A 16,412-nucleotide genomic window follows, 5' to 3' on the forward strand; every position below is an offset into this window, starting at 1 on the left:
CTACCCCCGTGCTTTTTGTTGCACGGGACCCATGGGTGCAACCGGCACCCGGCTTTCCCTGCGCCCTCTGTCCAATGAGAGGGTGAAACGTACGCACAGCTCGGGCATCTCGTGCCGCGAGAATGCGAACTCATATCCTCTCCGCTGTGTCCGCCAGCGTGGCAGAAAGATCACATCGGCCAGCCAGTTGCATGCGGTTCATCGGCACGTATTGCCTGCCGACCGTCTTGGATTCACTCTTGGTGCACGCACCTGCATGAGTCACGGGAAGGAGCCCCGGAATGAAAAGGGCGCGGAATCTCGTTCTCGGAATGATGGCTGGCCTGATGGTCGCCGGCGGCGCCCAAGCGGCGGATCTGCCGGTCAAGGCGAAGGCCGTCGAATATGTGAAGGTCTGCTCGCTGTACGGCGCGGGCTTCTTCTTCATTCCCGGCACCGATACCTGCATGAAGATCGGCGGCTATGTGCGCGCCGACGTCACCTTCGACGGTGGTGCCGCCCACGGCCAGCCGGCGTGGAATGGCGATGCCGGGCAGCGGAACCGTTATTTCGATTATTTCGTCGGCCGCTCGCGCATGGTGCTGACGGTCGATACCCGCACCGCCACCGAATATGGTGTGGTCCGCACCTTCGCTTCGAGCAAATTCCAGTTCACCACGCTGGGCGGCAGCACTTTCAACCCGAACTCGATCAACGGCTCGCTTCCAGTCGCGAACTCGAACCTGCTCGACACCCCCGGCGGCGGCTATGTCGCCATCTATGATCTCTTCGTCCAGTTCGCGGGATTCACCTTCGGTAAATCAGCTTCCGCCTACGCGTCGCCCTGGCAGGGTACTCCGGGCAACAACTCGTCGTTCCTGCTGGGGGGCCAAAGCGGCGACAATAGCGGTACCAACAACATCCAGTACACCGCAGACTTCGGCAACGGCGTGACCGGCAGCATCGGACTTGACGATCCCACCGTGTGGGACCGTACCGCCGTCTACAATCTGTCGCTGCCGCTGAATGCCACGTTGAACACCGGCAACGCCTATGCCGGCGTTCATGCGCCTGAGGTCGTCGGCAATATCCGCGTCGATCAGGCCTGGGGGCTGTTCCAGATTTCCGCAGCGGCGCACGAGGTGAACGCCTCCTATAACGTCCTCAACACCGCTGGCGCACCGGCCGGCGCGGTCGGCTTGCCGAGTGCGGCGCCGACTGCGTTGTCGGAGATCAGCGGTCACCCCGACACGAAATGGGGTGGCGCGGTGATGGCCGCCCTGCAAATCAAGAACCTGCCGACCGGCACCGCCGACGATATCAAACTCGATGCGAGCTATGCCAAGGGAGCCACGAAATACGTCATCGGAACGGATTCGACCTCGCCGAGCGTTGCGCTGTTCGGCGGCACCGGCAATCCGGCGGCCTATCAGAGCATCGGCTTCGGCGCCACTACCGATGCGGTCTACCTGCCGGTTGCAGCCGGCGGCGACGGCTCGCTGCATCTGACCGAGGCCATTGGCGTCCGCGGCGCATTCAACCACAACTGGGATCCGTACTGGTCGACGAGCCTCTATGGCAGCTATTCGGTGGTCCGCTACGATGGCACGGCCAAGGCATTCATCTGCGCCAACTACACCACGCCGGCCAAGGCGGTGAGCGCCGACTATGTCTGCAATCCCGACTTCAACGTCTCGCAGCTCGGCACGGTGACCCGCTGGACACCGGTCAAGAACCTGACCTTCTCGGCGGAAGTGCAGTGGTTTCACCTCGACCAGAAATTCCAAGGCTCTGCGGTCCTCGGGGCGGCAGCTCCGAAGCCTTCGACGCGCTACGAGTTCAAGGACCAGGATGCAGTCCATCTGGAGCTTCGCGTTCAGCGAAACTTCTGAGGGCCATTTTTCATTCATCTCAAACGAGGAGGTCGACGACGTTGGGCTTCGAAAAGCAGTCGCTTTGATCGAAACGGTTTAGGCGCAAATCGTGCGGCGCTATGCAGAATCGGCAAAACCAGCAAGTATTTTCACCCGGGAAATTGTGGCATGGAAGGCACAGTCTCTCGCTAAGGATGCACAGGTTGCGAAAGCACCGATCACACGTAGACGCGCTGTAGTAGCATCTGCTCGTTTCCGGTCCCTCGCATGCCGGATCGTTCTTCGGCTGTGACGGAGGAGCGGTGGAATAAAGGGGGGGATTGGCGGATGAAGGGCGGGAAATCGATATCGACGGCCGGTTTTGTCTGCCGGTTGAGCGCGGCCGCAATTGCGACCTTACTTGTGCTTCCCTGTGATGCGGCGCGCGCCGATGAAGGCGGTATCAGCTTTTGGATACCCGGCTTCTTCGGTAGCCTTGCGGCTACTCCCCAACAGCCGGGTTGGCAGATAACTTCGATTTACTATCGTACGCAGGTTTCCGCCGGCGGTGACGTGGCGCGGGCACGGGAGATCACGATCGGTGGCATTCCCGCAAATCTGACGGCCACCGTGAACGCCAGGGTCAATGCAACCGCCAATCTGGGCTTGGTGGCCCCTACCTACGTTTTTGAGACACCCGTGCTCGGCGCGCAGGCCTCTGCCGTCCTGTTGGCAGCGTACGGCAACAACTCGACATCACTGGCGGGACAGCTCACGGGAACACTGACAACGCCGGGCGGCGCGTTTCCGTTCTCGCGGTTCGACAGCATCGATAGCTCGCTCACCGCATTTGGCGATCTGATCCCGTTTTTCCAGTTGAAGTGGAATTCCGGCGTTCACAACTACATGACCTACATCACCGGGGACATCCCGCTCGGGGCCTACGAGTCATCCCGTCTTGCAAATCTGGGGCTCGGGCACTGGGCGATCGACGTCGGCGGCGGCTACACCTATTTCGACCCGAAGACCGGCCACGAAGCTTCGGCGGTGCTCGGATTCACCTACAACTTCATCAATCCTGCTACGCAATATCAGAGCGGCGTCGACATGCACCTCGACTGGGGCGTATCGCAATTCCTGACCAAGCAGTGGCAGGTCGGCCTCGTGGGTTACCTCTACCAGCAGATCGGCTGTGACAGCGGCTCCGGCAATCGTGTCGGCTGCTTCCAGTCGCGGGTGGTCGGCGTCGGACCGCAGGTCGGCTACATTTTCCCGGTCGGAGACCTGCAGGGCTATCTCAACCTGAAGGCCTACGGCGAATTCGCCAATGAAAATCGGCCTGCGGGCTGGAACATCTGGCTGACGTTCAATCTGTCGCCCGCGGCGCCAACGCCGCCGACACCTTCGCGGCCGAGGATAACGAAATAGAAATGCTGGTGCCAACCCATCACTCTTGCGACCGCTGCGCAATCGCGGTTTGGAGGGAGGGAGGGAGCCGAAGGACGATTTAAGGACCGCTCATAAGAAGCGGGCGGACGTTCCGAATCTGCATAGTCAACACTGCGAACCCGACATTAGTCTTGCACGGTTCGTGTCGTCAAAGCGGCCTGACACGCTTGTCGGGCGATCAATCGCGCAATCAAGAGGCGGAGCATTCCTTTTTGGTGCAGCAACAACCAAGCGAACGTTGCAGACACATCGTTCACGAGGTGGGAGAAAACTGCGCAAACGTCTGCTGGCACCCATGAGCATGTCTGACCCAGAGTTGGATTCGATCATGATGCGTCGCTGCATCGCTCTCGCCCAATCCGCGGGTCAAAGCGGGGAATACCCGTTTGCGGCCGTCATCGCTCGGCGAGGCCAATTCATTTGCGAATCCCTCAATATGGTCAAGGTCGAACGGGACGTTACGCGACACGCCGAAATGGTTGCAATTGCTTCAGCCCAGAAGACGCTCCGTGCGACCAGCCTTGATGATTGCACGCTCTATTCGACCGTTGAGCCTTGCGCGATGTGTTCTTATGCCATCCGCGAAACCAGGATAGGACGAGTGGTGTTCAGCTTGCGGTCACCGCTCATGGGCGGACACTCGCGATGGAAAGTTCTAACCGATAGCAATTTGTCCTCGGCATTGCCGGAGGTGTTCGCTCCGCCGCCCATCGTCCTGTCCGGATACTTGCAACATGACGTTCAGATGGTGTTTCAGAAGCGAAATCCGCTTAGCTGGCGATTTATGAAAGCGCGAAAGATCTTCGTGGGGAGTTCGGATGCTGAAGACGTCGGCATTTTGCACACCAAATCGCGGCTTGGCCGTTGGACCGGTGTCGGAAACTTGGTCAGGGCTATGGTTTTGGATCGCCTTTGGCGAAGCTAGGAATCGACGTTTCCTCGCTGCCGCAATACACGTTTAGTTCGGCGCCTTTTTCTTTCTGCTCGCGCCCCTCAAAGCAGTTGTCGAGGTCGTGACCGATCCATTGGTCATTTGAAGACAGGTCAAGAGATCGACATAGCTCGGGTCGCCGGCGGCCGTCGCCTCTCCCTCACACTGGACTCTGACGGTCGGGGAGTACGAAAGCCAAATCGCGTCCAATTGCTGACGCGCTGAGTTCTCATCGCTCATACACTTATCGAAGCTTTGAGGTAAGGCTAAACCCATCGCCTTATCCGCTTCCACAGACCCTCTGCAGGTGGCTTCGACATTGAGTTTTGGGACGGCCTCGGAAATGGGCGTCACCAATTGAGCAGCCGCCACCACGGCCATGATTGCTGGGTGCATGCGATGTCCTTTCCCTTCAAGAGCATTCAGATCGTACTGGCATCCTCCGTGGAAAGTCCGGCGACTATGCGAGTTCGGCAGATCGACCGACCGTCCAGCCTGGACCGTCGTCCGGCTCCGACAGACTTATTGTCCCAAGCGCCCCGGTCTACCGCGCGGCAATCTTCAATGCGGTCTTCAGCGATGGAGCCAACAGGCAACATTCGCGAAATGGCGCAATGAAAGAGGCCGCCGACTGAGGCGGCCTTACCGAAGGCCAATCCGGAGCACAGCCATCTCCGCGATCTCTCGCGGCTCGCTAATGCCTGTCGCGCGGACGTCGATAACCTTGCGAGCGACCATATCGCAAAACGGGTCGTTGCGATCAACTACGCCCAGCAAGTTTAGAGCGTGGTTGAAGGCCTTGTTCAAAAGCTCGATTTCTTCCGGCGCGCGCTTGTCTTTCAATAGCCGATTGATTGGCATTGTCCCGCCCCTCAGCCGACGCAAACAAAACCACACCCCTTCTTATAGCACTGGATTTTGGTTGACGGCCAGAGAACCATGGAAGGAGCACTGACCATTCACGAAGGTGTGCGTTTCGTCGCTTGGATCGGCCTCGAAATAAGGATGGCCGCCAAGAGTGACCGTCAGGCGCGCTTCATATGCCATATGCCGGGGCGATATTTTTGCTGTGGCGTTCGCGATGGCAAATTCACGTTCCCAAGCGCATAGTCGGGGCATGGCGACAATTGTTCAATGCAATTGCGGCGCCGAGTACAGACGCACTGAAGAGAAGTTCTTGGTGCCGCATACGGGTGACGCGATCTGCGCGGTCTGCGGAGCCGCGCTGGAATCGTGGTCGGAACGCACCCGCGTTCCCATATACGAACTTATTGAACGTCCAGACAGAAAGCCGGAATCACCAGCGTGACGGACGAAATCCCTTCTCATGTCCGCGTGTCTCAGCGCGAATGAGGGACGGATCGCGATCGTCACGAACGTTGCGGTGGACGCAGGTGTTGCGAAAGACGAACGCGACATCAGCGGACGGCGAAGTCGTGTGGTTCGGGCGCCCCGACGCTGGCGCTAAGTTTTTCGCGCGGACTTTTTTCGCGAGAGAGGCGACGGTGGCAAGAAAGCCCGGTCGCCGGCCGGTCGCCGGGGAGAGCACGGAGTAAGCCGTAAACCATCGCGCAGGGAAAGCCGGAATGCTTCGGTTGAACCTGTGGTCCTACCCCCGTGCTTTTTGTTGCACGGGACCCATGGGTGCAACCGGCACCCGGCTCTCCCTGCGCCTTCTGATTTCGAGGAGGGTGGAAAGTGAAGCGAACCTCGGGCGCCTTGTGCCGCGAGAACGCGGACTCACATCCTCTCCACTGTTTGACAGTTGGACGCGGCAGAACCAGTGCCAGACCATCCCGCACTGCGCGATATGCGCACACCTGTGGGTTGCGACACTAAGACCGAGTGGACATCTCGCACTGGTTGTGGAAGACTTTCCGCGCATCTCGATACTTATTTGACACGATTGCAATGCAGTCCGCCCAGTTGAAACGGGCAGGGCTCGCGAAATGATTTTTAGAGGTGACGTATGACCAGTTTTACCGGGCCTCCTCGCGAGGCTATTCGGAATAAGCCGATCTCAGAGGATTTGAAGCGCGTCTTGGATACTGCAGCCCAGGCTGCAGGCGTGGACGCGATCTGGATCACCTCGGGCGGGCAGGATGCGCTGGGTCAGGGGACCGCCGCACAGGCTCCACGCGTCATGACCGCGGACGTGCAGCGGACCTGCAATGCATGGTCGACGGCGATGCGCTGACTTTCACGGATCGATCCGCTCCAACAGGCATTTTGAGTTTCGTCACCGCCGCCGCCGCGGCCGGCGCGACCGGAATCGGTGCCGGTGTCGGTTACATGGGAAACCGGACGATCCATGTCGGCTTCGGTACTTCCACGAGCGACCGTTCCAAGCTGACTTGGGGCGCTGGCGGCAGGTCCGCCAACGCCCCGCGATGGCTGCGCGAGGCGGCGAATGACGGCTGGTCGTCCCCTCCGCCTGTCCTGCATGTTGCCGATCGCGCGATCGTCGCGCCCGGCCGCTACGCTGTTATGGCGCGTGACGGTTTGAAGTTGCGGGGTGGGCCGGGCACCGATTTCGATTCTGAAATAACGCTTCCAGCCGGGACGGAGCTGAACGTGGTTGAGGTCTCCTGCGTCAATCCTGCCTGGGTCCGCGTCGACCTGGAAGGTGACGGTCTGCTCGACGGTTATGTGTTCGCGGCCTTCCTCGCGCCGGTCGGCGCGGATGCGAGCAGCGAGAATGTGCCGGAGCCTGAGGAGGACGGCAGTTAAGTCGGATGGCGAGGCTTTCGACATCTCTTCCTGCGATGGAGCTCTCATGCCGACCGCTGACGATATTCGATGGTTCAAGCAGCAATTTCGCTTCGAGATCGAGGCGGCCCTTGCGGGAACGCCTTTCGATCTCGACATGATCGTCGCGATCGCATGTCAGGAGACAGGCTACATCTGGGCCGCGCTGCGCAGGAAGCACCTGCCGCTCGACCGTGTGGTCGCACTCTGTGTGGGCGACACGATCGACTACAGGGGGCCTGGCGAGGGCCGACAGGCTTTCCCGCGCACCCGCCAAGCACTGATCGACTGGCCGAATGGCGAGGCGATGTTCGCGATCGCACGCAAGGCTCTTGTCGATGTGGCGCCCTTTATTCCCGACTATCGGAATGCCGCCGGCAATCCCAAGAAATTCTGCCACGGTTTCGGTGTGTTTCAGCGCGATCTTCAGTTCTTCAAGGAGGACCCGGGCTACTTCCTTCAGCGCCGCTACGAGCGCTTCGCCGATACGCTCGCGCATTGTCTCGGCGAATTGCGGCGCGGACTAAGGAAGCTCGGCTTCGAGTCCAGGACGAGCCTCACCGACCTTGAATTCGCGATGGTCGCGATCGTCTACAATACCGGCAGGTACGACCCTGCCAAACGGCTGAAGCAGGGACACCTTAGCGACGGGAAGTATTACGGCGAGTGGATTTTTGAGTACCTGAAATTGTCCCGCACCGTCGATGCCGGCCGAGCGGTTGCGACCGGACGCTATGTGGTGATCGCGCGCGGTGGTCTCAAATTGCGAGGCGGGCCAGGAACGAACTTTGATTCCGACAAGACGCTTCCGGCCGGCACCGAGTTGAACGTGATCGAAGTTGACAGCCACGATCCGTCCTGGGTACGCGTGGATCTCGAGGCGGACGGTCTTTTCGACGGCTACGTCTTTGCCAGTTTCCTTGCGCCGGCTGAACAGCATGTGGCCGCGCGAGAGGACGTCTTGGAGCCGGCGTGAAGCTCCTTGTTCTCAGTTGCACCGAGGGCTTCGCCGACGTCTCAAAGTCTCGCCGTGCCGGGATCGAGGCCGAGGCGGATGCGACCGGCGATGACGTAATTGTTCGGGCTCATCGCCACGTGCTGGCTTGCTGCCTGGATATCGCGGAGCGCCCGCTCCAGCGGGCAGGATTCGAAGATCGAGATCGCGCCCGCGTCCGCCGCGAGCAGATGGACGATCCGCGATGCGCTCTCCGCAGCATTCGCGCATGCCGCGCGATAGGCGGCGCGTGCATTCGTCGTCGGTTCGCCACGCTCGGCGTCCTCCATGAGGTCCGTCATCGCATCGGCAAGGAAGGCCCGCGCCGACCTGTACAGCGCTTCGGCGCGCCCGACGCAGGCCTGCACCGTTTCACGGTCGCGAAGCACGGCCGAGTTACCGCTCCGGGATCTGGTTTCGGCCAGGGTGACGAAGCTCTCGATGGCGCCGCGGGCGATCCCAAGCGGCACGGCCGCTATTGTCCAGGGAAACAGGGTTGCGGGCGGCAGGCGGAACATGAGGCCGGGTTGCGACGGGCTCGGCTCCAGGAAGCTGTGCGTGTGCGCGGCAGGCACGAACACATCCCGCGCCTGGAAGTGACAGCTTCCGGTGCCACGGAGACCCGATACGTGCCAGGTGTCGTCAAGTTCGACGGCCTCGCGGTTCATGTAGCAACACAAGAGCCGGCTTTCGCCATCCGTCTTGTCGGCGGCAAGACCCATGAACAGCGTTGCCCCGTGGGCGCCGCTGCCGAACGGCCAGCGTCCGGAGACGCGGTAGCCGCCGTCGGACGGACGCGCTTCGCCGATGGCGCCCGTCGCGCTCGCGATGAAGGCCCCAGGATCGGAAAACCAGCGGCGCGCGGTCGGCTCGGGGAGGTAGCCGCCGATCCGGCTCATGCCCGCACCATTGCCGACGATCCAGCCGAGCGAGCCATCGAGCGCGGCGACGTGCTCGACCACCGCCATGAATTCGAGCGGTGACAATTCCGGCCCGCCCAATGCCTTGGGAAGCCACAGCCGGAACAGCCCGGCGGAAGCGAGTGCCGCGAACATCGCCGGAGGGAGCCGGCGGTCGCGATCGAACTGCTCGCGCAACTCCGCGACCAGCGGAGCAAGCCCCGCAATGGCCTCCAGATAGTGCGCGACGACAGGAGAATGATCGATCCGCATGTTGGGTCCGATGCTGCTGAACCGGCGGCCGCAATGGTCTCACGGCGCTATTGTCGCGACAAAGTCGAATATCTCAGTCGCTGGATGAATTGGATTCATCTAGACTGCCGGCATGAGAAAGCTCCCGCCGCTGGGATCCCTTCGCGCCTTCGAGGCCGCTGCCCGACGCCTAAGCTTCAGGGGAGCGGCGGCGGAGCTCGGCGTCACGCCGACTGCCATCAGCCATCAGGTCAGGATTCTCGAGGAGATATGTGGACGGCCGCTGTTTCGCCGGCGCCCGCGACCGCTGGCGCTGACCGATGCGGGCGAGCGGCTGTTTCCGGTGATCCGGAACGGCTTTGATACATTCGCGTCCGTCGTCACCGCGGTGTCGGCAAAGACCATCAGGACCACGTTGCGCGTGACCAGTCCGAACGCGTTTGCGAGCCGCTGGCTGGTGCCGCGCCTGCCGCGATGGCGCAAACTGTACCCGCAGATCCGGCTGGAGATTATCGGCACCGACGCCGTGCTCAATTTGCGCGCAGGAGATGCCGATCTCGCGATCCGCTACGCCCGGACGATGCCGACCGATCTGGTCGCGCGGGAAATCTTCCGGGACAGTTTCTTCCCGGTCTGCAGCCCGGCGCTATTGAGTGAAGGCGTGCCGGCGATCACGCGCGCCGCCGACCTCCTGCACTATCCGCTGATCCATTACGACTGGCTGAATGGGGATCGCGAGCCGCCGAGCTGGTCGCGATGGCTCGCCGTCGCACGCTCCGTGGACCCGGATATTCCTGCTGCAACCGAGCATTGGGACCTGAGCTTCCGCGAGGAGATCCACGCCATCGATGCGGTCGCGGCGGGGCAGGGGATCGCGATCTGCAGCGACGTCGTGGTGAGCCATGAGATCGAAAGCGGCGCGCTGGTAAAGGCGCACGATCTGGCGCTGCCGGGCTACGGCTTCTATGTCGTTCACGTCCCCGACCATCCGCGGCAAGCCAGCATCGAGGCGTTTGCAGCCTGGATGCGGTCTGTGGCGTAGACGCGACGCCACGAACTTGTCGCGGTCCAGGGACATCATCACATCCTGGCGCAGCGCGTAACTTCGGTTCCGCGTCAGGAGCCGACATCGAGACGGTCTAGCCGTATCGCGGTGAGTCAAATAGACTGGTCGCTGATCTGGATGGACGCGGACAGGCATTTCAACCGGGACATGGCATGGTAAATCGGTTCATCACGGCGCAATCCACCGTGGAGACGCGGCGTTGGGGAAGGCCCGCCATTGTGACGTTCGCGGCGCTGGCCGCACTGGCGGCGCTGACCGCCGACGCCGCGGCGAGACAGGCGCGCCCTGCGCCGCCCACCGAGGCGACGGCGCCGCGCGATGCAGGCGAGCCGATCATGGCGATCGTGTCGATCAAGACCCAGCAGGTCACTTTCTATGACTCCGAGGGCTGGATCCTGCGCGCGCCGGTGTCGACCGGCACCAAGGGACGCGAGACGCCTGCCGGCATCTTCGCCGTCATCGAGAAGGACAAGGACCACCACTCGACCCTCTATGACGATGCCTGGATGCCGAACATGCAGCGCATCACCTGGAACGGCATCGCGCTGCACGGCGGCCCGCTGCCCGGGTATGCGGCCTCGCACGGATGCGTGCGGATGCCCTACGACCTCGCGGAGAATTTGTTCGACAAGACGCGGATCGGTATGCGGGTGATCATCTCGCCGAACGACGCGACCCCCGTCGAGTTTTCCCACCCGGTGCTATTCGTGCCGAACGCGGCGGCCGTCGCGGCTGCTCCGGCGCGTGCCGAGACGCTCGCCCGCGAGGCGGACGAGGCCGCCAAGGCAGCCGACGAGGCGAAGAAAGCCGCCGCGACAGCGGCGCGCGAGACAGCATCGCTTACGGCGTCGCTGCGCAAGCTGGAGGGGCTCAAGACCCGCGCCGATGCCGCGCTCGCGTCCGCCGACAAGACGCTTGCCGCCGCAAAGACGGACGAGGCCAAGGCGCGGGCCGAGGAGCAGAAGGAGAAGGCCGCCCTGAGGGCCACGGAAGCGGGGACGCAGCTCGACACCGCCAAGGCCGACGCGAAGTCGAAGCTTGCCGCCGTCGCCGCTGCAAAGGACGCCGCCAAAGCGGCCCAGACCAGGAAGCTCGACACCGCCAAGGCGGCGAGCGAGGCGAAGCTCGCGCTCGAGCCGGTCTCGGTCTACATCAGCCGCGCGACGCAGAAGCTTTACGTGCGGCGCAACACTCACAAGCAGTGGCCGGACGGAGGCGAGGTGTTCGATGCGACCATTGAGGTTCCGGTCACGATCCGCGATCCCGATAAGCAGATCGGCACGCATGTGTTCACGGCGATGGCGCGCAACGACGCGGGCCTGCGCTGGACCGCGGTCACGATCGACAGCGGGGACGACGCTAAAGACGCGCTCGACCGCATCACCATCCCGCAGGATGTGCTCGATCGCATCGCGCCGACTGCATTGCCGCGATCCTCGATCGTCGTCTCGGATGAGCCGCTGAGCCGCGAGACCAACTATCGCACCGAATTCGTCGCGGTGCTGAACAACCAGCCCCAGGGCGGCTTCAAGATGCGCCGGCCTACGGTCGTCGATGTCCCGGTTGCGAGCGGCAACGACTGGGGCAACAACAACGGCTTCGGCTTCTTTTTCCAGCCCAATTGGAACTCCCAACCTGGCAATCCGCGTCCGCGCGCCGGCCAGAACTATCAACCGATGCAACCGCGCTGGTGGTAAGATGCGGCCCGCCCCGCGCGCAGGCCGCTTGGTTGCTCAGCCCCTCTGGACGGGCAGGATCGATCGGATCCGCGGCCTTATATAAGTTGCTTCAACCATCAGAACCTACGAGTGCAGCGGCGGGAGCGCACTCCGCAATATCGAGCTTGAAATCCCCATGAGTCCCGTGAAGGGATCATCCAGCTCCAAAACCAGAAAGATCGCGCCGGCAAACGACAGCGCGCATACAAACAGCGAGATGGTGACGACCATGTTCGCCCGCACGAACAGGGTGGCGCTCACAAAGATCACGCTCAGCCAAAATACCATGATTATCAGAAAAGGCGTCGGAATTGAACTGCCGGCCTGCGTAAACAACCGCAGTCGCATCTGTGCGCCATCTGTGAAAGCCGCAATGGCGCGAGACTGCAGGGAACGTTGCATATCGCTGTTCGGCGATAGCCGTTCGAGTTCATTATAGAATGTCCACGCCTCTACGCTGGACTCGAAGCGCGCGGGTTTCCCGGCTGAGTTCGCTTGCTCGTGCCAAATGCGATCAGCCATCGGTGGTATGCTCTCCCGCAGGAGCTTTCGGACAGGGGTTGCTTCCGGCCCATATTGCGTAACCAGATCGTCCAGAAGGATGATCGTTGCGGTCAACTGCCGGACCTGGTTTGCTTTTTGGTCGAACGTGGTTTTTGCGGATGCGATCAACAGACCCAGCACGAGTGCGGTCAGTGTGCCAATCAGGCCCGCGGTCAGCTTTACGACGTCCTTGGAGTCCGAGTGCAAGTGATGTTCCGACAACAACGGCCGAACGGCCATCCCAGCCAAGGCGCCGCCAAATATCAGCGCGAACACAAGCAACGAAATCGATAGATTCATCATATTTGCGAATGCTCCACCATCTCGGTGACGATGCTGATCCTGGCTTCGATTATGCGGGTTTGTCTAAAGACCCGTTCTTGAGACCAAGTTCAAGCAGAACCGGACGAGGACCCGCGCGTCTCAGCGCGAATGCGGGAGGTGTCGCGATCGTCACGAACGTTGTGGTGAGATGCGGTGGACGGGGTGTCACGACTGACGAGCGTGGCGCTCACGGACAGCTAAGTCGTGTGGTCCTGTAATCCAGTGCTTTTTTCGTTTGCCGAAGAACGGATAAAATCCCGTAGACCAAATAGTTCGGCGATCGGCGTAGAAATAGAGTAGGCCCGCCCGTCTCAGGGGGGCTCCAATAGGCCTGGTTTCAAACCGGTGATGTCCGCTTGTCCCGAGTAGCGAAGCAAAGGCGGCTGGGCCGCTAAATGGCGATGCCTAGAGCATGATCCGGAAAAGTGGAGACCGGTTTTCCGAAAAAGATCATGCTCAAACAAAAAGCTAGAGTGGGATGACGATTCGAAGAAAAGTCATCGCGTTCTAGCGACGCCACCGCTGCTTCACGAGCTCTCATCAACCGCGATCTACAGGCGGCCCGAAAAGCCAGTCCACGTTCCATTGCAAAGGAGCGGAACGAAGTCGGCATGTCGGTTGCGCGTGGGCAAGCTTCAGTTCGCTCGGTTGGGCGGCAGCGAGCGTCCTCTCCATCGCGAGATCGAATGGGGTTGGAATAGAAGCAGCGATGCCGGCCCGAATGGGCTCGCCCAGGGATATCGCCGCAATCGTGATTATCGCTACAGATACCAGGGTTACAAGCACATCGGTCATGATGCGCGTCGAAAAGTACTTCGTCATGGCTTGAGCCCTCACGGCCGATAGAAGCGCATGCTTACAATTGAGTTCGTATGCAAATGTCATGTGAACGGGAGTTCACCGCGCAAAGCGGGTCATCCATTAGTAGTATGGCCGCGACCAACTATGTAGCAGTGATCCAGACCTAAGAAGCCAATCCGTTCAGCCTCTTGTTGCGCGAAACGGATGCGGCCACCGGATCGCGCTTGCGGATTTGCGCTTGGCTCCGGAAAGCGGCCAAGAGAAGCCGCCGCTAGGCCCATCCCAAGCAAGGTCCGCTTTACATCTGAAAGCGGACCTTGGCGGCTCAGGCAGCCAATGTCGGCTACGGGCCAAACGCGGATATTCGTAGGTGGTGAAGTAGCGAATAGGTGGTCGACTCGACCCTTCGCGTTCCACTCGGACGCAATCTCGCCGCCGCAATGTTATTTGCGATGGAAGCTGCTGAAGATCCTTCGACCCTTCTCACCGTATCGAGGGCGCACCGGCGTCAGTTCGGCAGATTTCCATCGCGTTGCCTTGGCGGCCTTGCTGACGCAGGCACCGCTCCTAATCCTGTTCACCGATGGCTTGGGCGTAGGTTTTGCCGTACGGATAGAAGAGGTCCTTGCGGCCTTGCTGCCACGCCGCCTTGAGTTCGGGCGTTGTGATGTCCCAGTCTGGCCGGCATTTCTTGGTAACGACACGTAGATCCTGTCGGAGATCTTCCATAGTGGGCCGGCCAAAGAACCAGTAGCCATTGTAGATCTTGTAAATGACAAGGCCGGGCTCGAGGACAATCACATGGGGGATCATCGGGTCGTGGGCCGGATCCGTATATTCGGCGATATCGAGATCCTTTTGGACGATACGCCTGGTGTCCGAGAGGAAGGGCCAATGAGCACCGACACCGCTGCGATATTCGTTCGTCTCAGTGATGTTGTCAGTGCTGATCGTGACAAGGCGGCAATAGCCAACCTCCATCTCACGATGGAGTTCAAGAAGCCCTTCAGCCTGTCTGCGGTCCTTGGGGCAGAATCCGCCGCGGCTGAGGACGAGCAGCATCGGATGCTGGCCTTGCAGTTCGGAGAGCTTACGGCGTTTCGCCGTGTGGTCGGAAAGTTCGTAGTCGGGGAAGATGGCCCCTGGAACAATGTCAGATCGCATATGAAACGCTCCTTCGATGCGTGGCGCAACCCTGGTCCCGCACGTAAGCGAGATAAGCTTCCCGATCCAAAAGCGTGTCGAGTTCAGAAGGCTCGGCGAGCTTGATGTTGTAGATCCAGCCGGCGCCTCGGCGTCTTCATTTGTGAGTTCGGGCTTGCCGGCCAGCGCTTCCTTTGCATCGGCAGTGGATTTTTGCGCCCAAGCCCAGGACAATGCGACGCTGCAACCGAAAGATAGCACAAATGAGCAGCTTGGAGTAGAGCTTCTCAATGCCTTCAAGACGGCAGTGGTTGCGAATATCAGCGCAAATCGTGGGCATTCGGTCCCTGCGTCCGTAAGAGCAACCCGCTGTTGAGAGGGCCATCAGGCTAATCGAGCAGAATTCCCTTCAGCAACCCACGCGAGGCTCGCGTTTTTCGATGGTCGGCTTTGGGTCAGAAGCCGATGTTACGGCTCACCTCGAGCTTAGTCTGCTTTACATCTGGAAGCGGACCTTGCCAGCTATTAGCGGCCAATGGCGGCTACGGGCCCAGGCCGTGTGAAAACTGTGCCTCTGCTATTATTCTCCAGTGAATCGGCGGGGGACGAGCGATGGCGGGATTCGTAGAGGGGGTTGATCGCGGACAGAGCACGTTGTTCCCTGCACTGCTCGACGATTACGTGGCCGAGGACAATCCGGTGCGTGCGGTTGATGTGTTCGTCGACGGGCTCGATCTGGATAAGCTCGGCTTCGTTGGCGTCCAGCCACACGACACGGGGCGCCCCGGTTACCATCCCGGCATGATGCTCAAGCTCTACATCTACGGCTACCTCAATCGCGTGCCGTCGAGCCGACGCCTGGAGCGGGAATGCCAGCGCAATATCGAGATGATCTGGCTGACCGGGCAGTTGGCGCCGGACTTCAAGACCATCGCGGATTTCCGCAAGGACAATGGCAAGGCCATTCGTGAGGTCTGCCGCGAGTTCGTTGCGCTGTGCCGCAAGCTCGATCTGCTTGTTGCAGCGAGCGTCGCCATCGATGGATCGAAGTTCAAGGCGGTCAATGCGCGGGACAAGAACTTCACCGAGGCCAAGATGAAGAGGCGTCTTGAGCGGATCGATGAGAGCATCGCCCGCTATCTCTCGCAGCTCGAGACCGCCGATCGGCACGGCGATGCAGTGCCAGAGGCGAAGGTTGAGCGGTTGAAGGGCAAGATCGAGAAGCTCAAGGAGGAGATCGTTCGGCTCAACGCGATCAATGCGGAGATGATGAAGAGCGAGGACAAGCAGATCTCGCTGACCGATCCTGACGCGCGCTCGATGGCGACAAGTGGCAAGGACACCGGGATCGTTGGCTATAACGTGCAGATCGCGGTTGATACGCGGCATCATCTCATCGTGGCTCACGAGGTGACCAACGTGGGGACCGATCGCCACCAACTCGCCAACATGGCCCGACAGGCGCGCGGCGAGATGGCTGTCGAGGCGCTCGAAGTCGTCGCAGACCGCGGCTATTACGATGGAGAGGAGATCAGGGCCTGCGAGGAAGCCGACATCACGGTGACGTTGCCGAAGCCGATGACTTCGGGCGCCAAAGCTGCTGGCCGCTTCGGCAAACAGGACTTCGTCTATGTCGCCGCCGACGATGTTTATCGCTGTCCCGCCGGCGAGCGGCTAACTTATCACTATACGAACGTAGAGGACGGAAAGAC

Annotated in this window: 14 protein-coding genes and 1 pseudogene; 9 read left to right on the forward strand and 6 right to left on the reverse strand. The window is 60.9% G+C overall.

Annotated elements, in window-relative coordinates; all coding sequences use genetic code 11:
• Positions 1 to 281: 281 nt before the first annotated feature.
• The 3 genes from OZ411_RS40830 to OZ411_RS40840 all read left to right on the forward strand — a co-directional run bounded on the left by OZ411_RS40830 (position 282) and on the right by OZ411_RS40840 (position 4,206).
• On the forward strand, positions 282 to 1,871 hold the full coding sequence (locus OZ411_RS40830) for a porin (RefSeq protein WP_282532478.1): 1,590 nt from the start codon (positions 282 to 284) through the stop codon (positions 1,869 to 1,871).
• A 534-nt stretch (positions 1,872 to 2,405) separates the two neighbouring features.
• On the forward strand, positions 2,406 to 3,260 hold the full coding sequence (locus OZ411_RS40835; protein ID WP_349017079.1) for a transporter: 855 nt from the start codon (positions 2,406 to 2,408) through the stop codon (positions 3,258 to 3,260).
• Positions 3,261 to 3,582: 322 nt separating this feature from the next.
• Positions 3,583 to 4,206 carry a nucleoside deaminase gene (locus OZ411_RS40840; RefSeq protein ID WP_245476655.1) on the forward strand — a complete coding sequence of 208 codons (624 nt, stop codon included), beginning with the start codon at positions 3,583 to 3,585 and terminating at the stop codon, positions 4,204 to 4,206.
• A 33-nt stretch (positions 4,207 to 4,239) separates the two neighbouring features.
• Here OZ411_RS40840 and OZ411_RS40845 read toward each other — a convergent pair whose 3' ends face one another.
• Positions 4,240 to 4,608 (reverse strand): hypothetical protein, encoded by a 369-nt coding sequence (locus OZ411_RS40845; protein WP_130582220.1) that lies wholly within the window; start codon positions 4,606 to 4,608, stop codon positions 4,240 to 4,242.
• Positions 4,609 to 4,854: 246 nt separating this feature from the next.
• Entirely contained in the window at positions 4,855 to 5,073 is a 219-nt protein-coding gene (locus OZ411_RS40850; protein ID WP_130582221.1) for a hypothetical protein, read from the reverse strand.
• Positions 5,074 to 6,253: 1,180 nt separating this feature from the next.
• On the opposite strand from OZ411_RS40850, the gene OZ411_RS40855 reads away from it, so the two are divergent.
• The 3 genes and pseudogenes from OZ411_RS40855 to OZ411_RS40865 all read left to right on the forward strand — a co-directional run bounded on the left by OZ411_RS40855 (position 6,254) and on the right by OZ411_RS40865 (position 7,936).
• Positions 6,254 to 6,409, forward strand: coding sequence for a hypothetical protein (locus OZ411_RS40855; protein WP_282532480.1), 156 nt, complete (start codon positions 6,254 to 6,256; stop codon positions 6,407 to 6,409).
• Between the two features lie 266 nt (positions 6,410 to 6,675).
• Positions 6,676 to 6,942: pseudogene (locus OZ411_RS40860) on the forward strand (SH3 domain-containing protein); the annotation flags it as partial.
• Between the two features lie 46 nt (positions 6,943 to 6,988).
• Positions 6,989 to 7,936: an SH3 domain-containing protein gene (locus tag OZ411_RS40865; RefSeq protein WP_282532481.1), complete on the forward strand. Its 948-nt coding sequence runs from the start codon at positions 6,989 to 6,991 to the stop codon at positions 7,934 to 7,936.
• Between the two features lie 41 nt (positions 7,937 to 7,977).
• On the opposite strand, the gene OZ411_RS40870 is transcribed toward OZ411_RS40865, so the two are convergent.
• Positions 7,978 to 9,126: an acyl-CoA dehydrogenase family protein gene (locus OZ411_RS40870; protein WP_282532482.1), complete on the reverse strand. Its 1,149-nt coding sequence runs from the start codon at positions 9,124 to 9,126 to the stop codon at positions 7,978 to 7,980.
• Between the two features lie 112 nt (positions 9,127 to 9,238).
• Here OZ411_RS40870 and OZ411_RS40875 point away from each other — a divergent pair, with 112 nt between their 5' ends.
• Positions 9,239 to 10,147 carry a LysR substrate-binding domain-containing protein gene (locus OZ411_RS40875; protein ID WP_282532483.1) on the forward strand — a complete coding sequence of 303 codons (909 nt, stop codon included), beginning with the start codon at positions 9,239 to 9,241 and terminating at the stop codon, positions 10,145 to 10,147.
• 176 nt (positions 10,148 to 10,323) lie between these two features.
• Positions 10,324 to 11,868 carry a L,D-transpeptidase gene (locus OZ411_RS40880; RefSeq protein ID WP_282532484.1) on the forward strand — a complete coding sequence of 515 codons (1,545 nt, stop codon included), beginning with the start codon at positions 10,324 to 10,326 and terminating at the stop codon, positions 11,866 to 11,868.
• A gap of 105 nt (positions 11,869 to 11,973) precedes the next feature.
• Here OZ411_RS40880 and OZ411_RS40885 read toward each other — a convergent pair whose 3' ends face one another.
• The 3 genes from OZ411_RS40885 to OZ411_RS40895 all read right to left on the reverse strand — a co-directional run bounded on the left by OZ411_RS40885 (position 11,974) and on the right by OZ411_RS40895 (position 14,721).
• Complete coding sequence (locus OZ411_RS40885; RefSeq protein ID WP_130582230.1) at positions 11,974 to 12,735, reverse strand: DUF4239 domain-containing protein; 762 nt, start codon at positions 12,733 to 12,735, stop codon at positions 11,974 to 11,976.
• 561 nt (positions 12,736 to 13,296) lie between these two features.
• On the reverse strand, positions 13,297 to 13,578 hold the full coding sequence (locus OZ411_RS40890) for a hypothetical protein (RefSeq protein ID WP_282532485.1): 282 nt from the start codon (positions 13,576 to 13,578) through the stop codon (positions 13,297 to 13,299).
• A 546-nt stretch (positions 13,579 to 14,124) separates the two neighbouring features.
• Complete coding sequence (locus OZ411_RS40895; RefSeq protein ID WP_282532486.1) at positions 14,125 to 14,721, reverse strand: redoxin domain-containing protein; 597 nt, start codon at positions 14,719 to 14,721, stop codon at positions 14,125 to 14,127.
• A 591-nt stretch (positions 14,722 to 15,312) separates the two neighbouring features.
• Here OZ411_RS40895 and OZ411_RS40900 point away from each other — a divergent pair.
• Positions 15,313 to 16,412, forward strand: a 1,100-nt coding sequence (locus tag OZ411_RS40900) for an IS1182 family transposase (protein ID WP_282532487.1), incomplete at its 3' end; no start/stop codon positions are given.

The organism is Bradyrhizobium sp. Arg237L (genome assembly GCF_029990105.1).
In the GTDB taxonomy this organism is placed as follows: Bacteria; Pseudomonadota; Alphaproteobacteria; order Rhizobiales; family Xanthobacteraceae; genus Bradyrhizobium.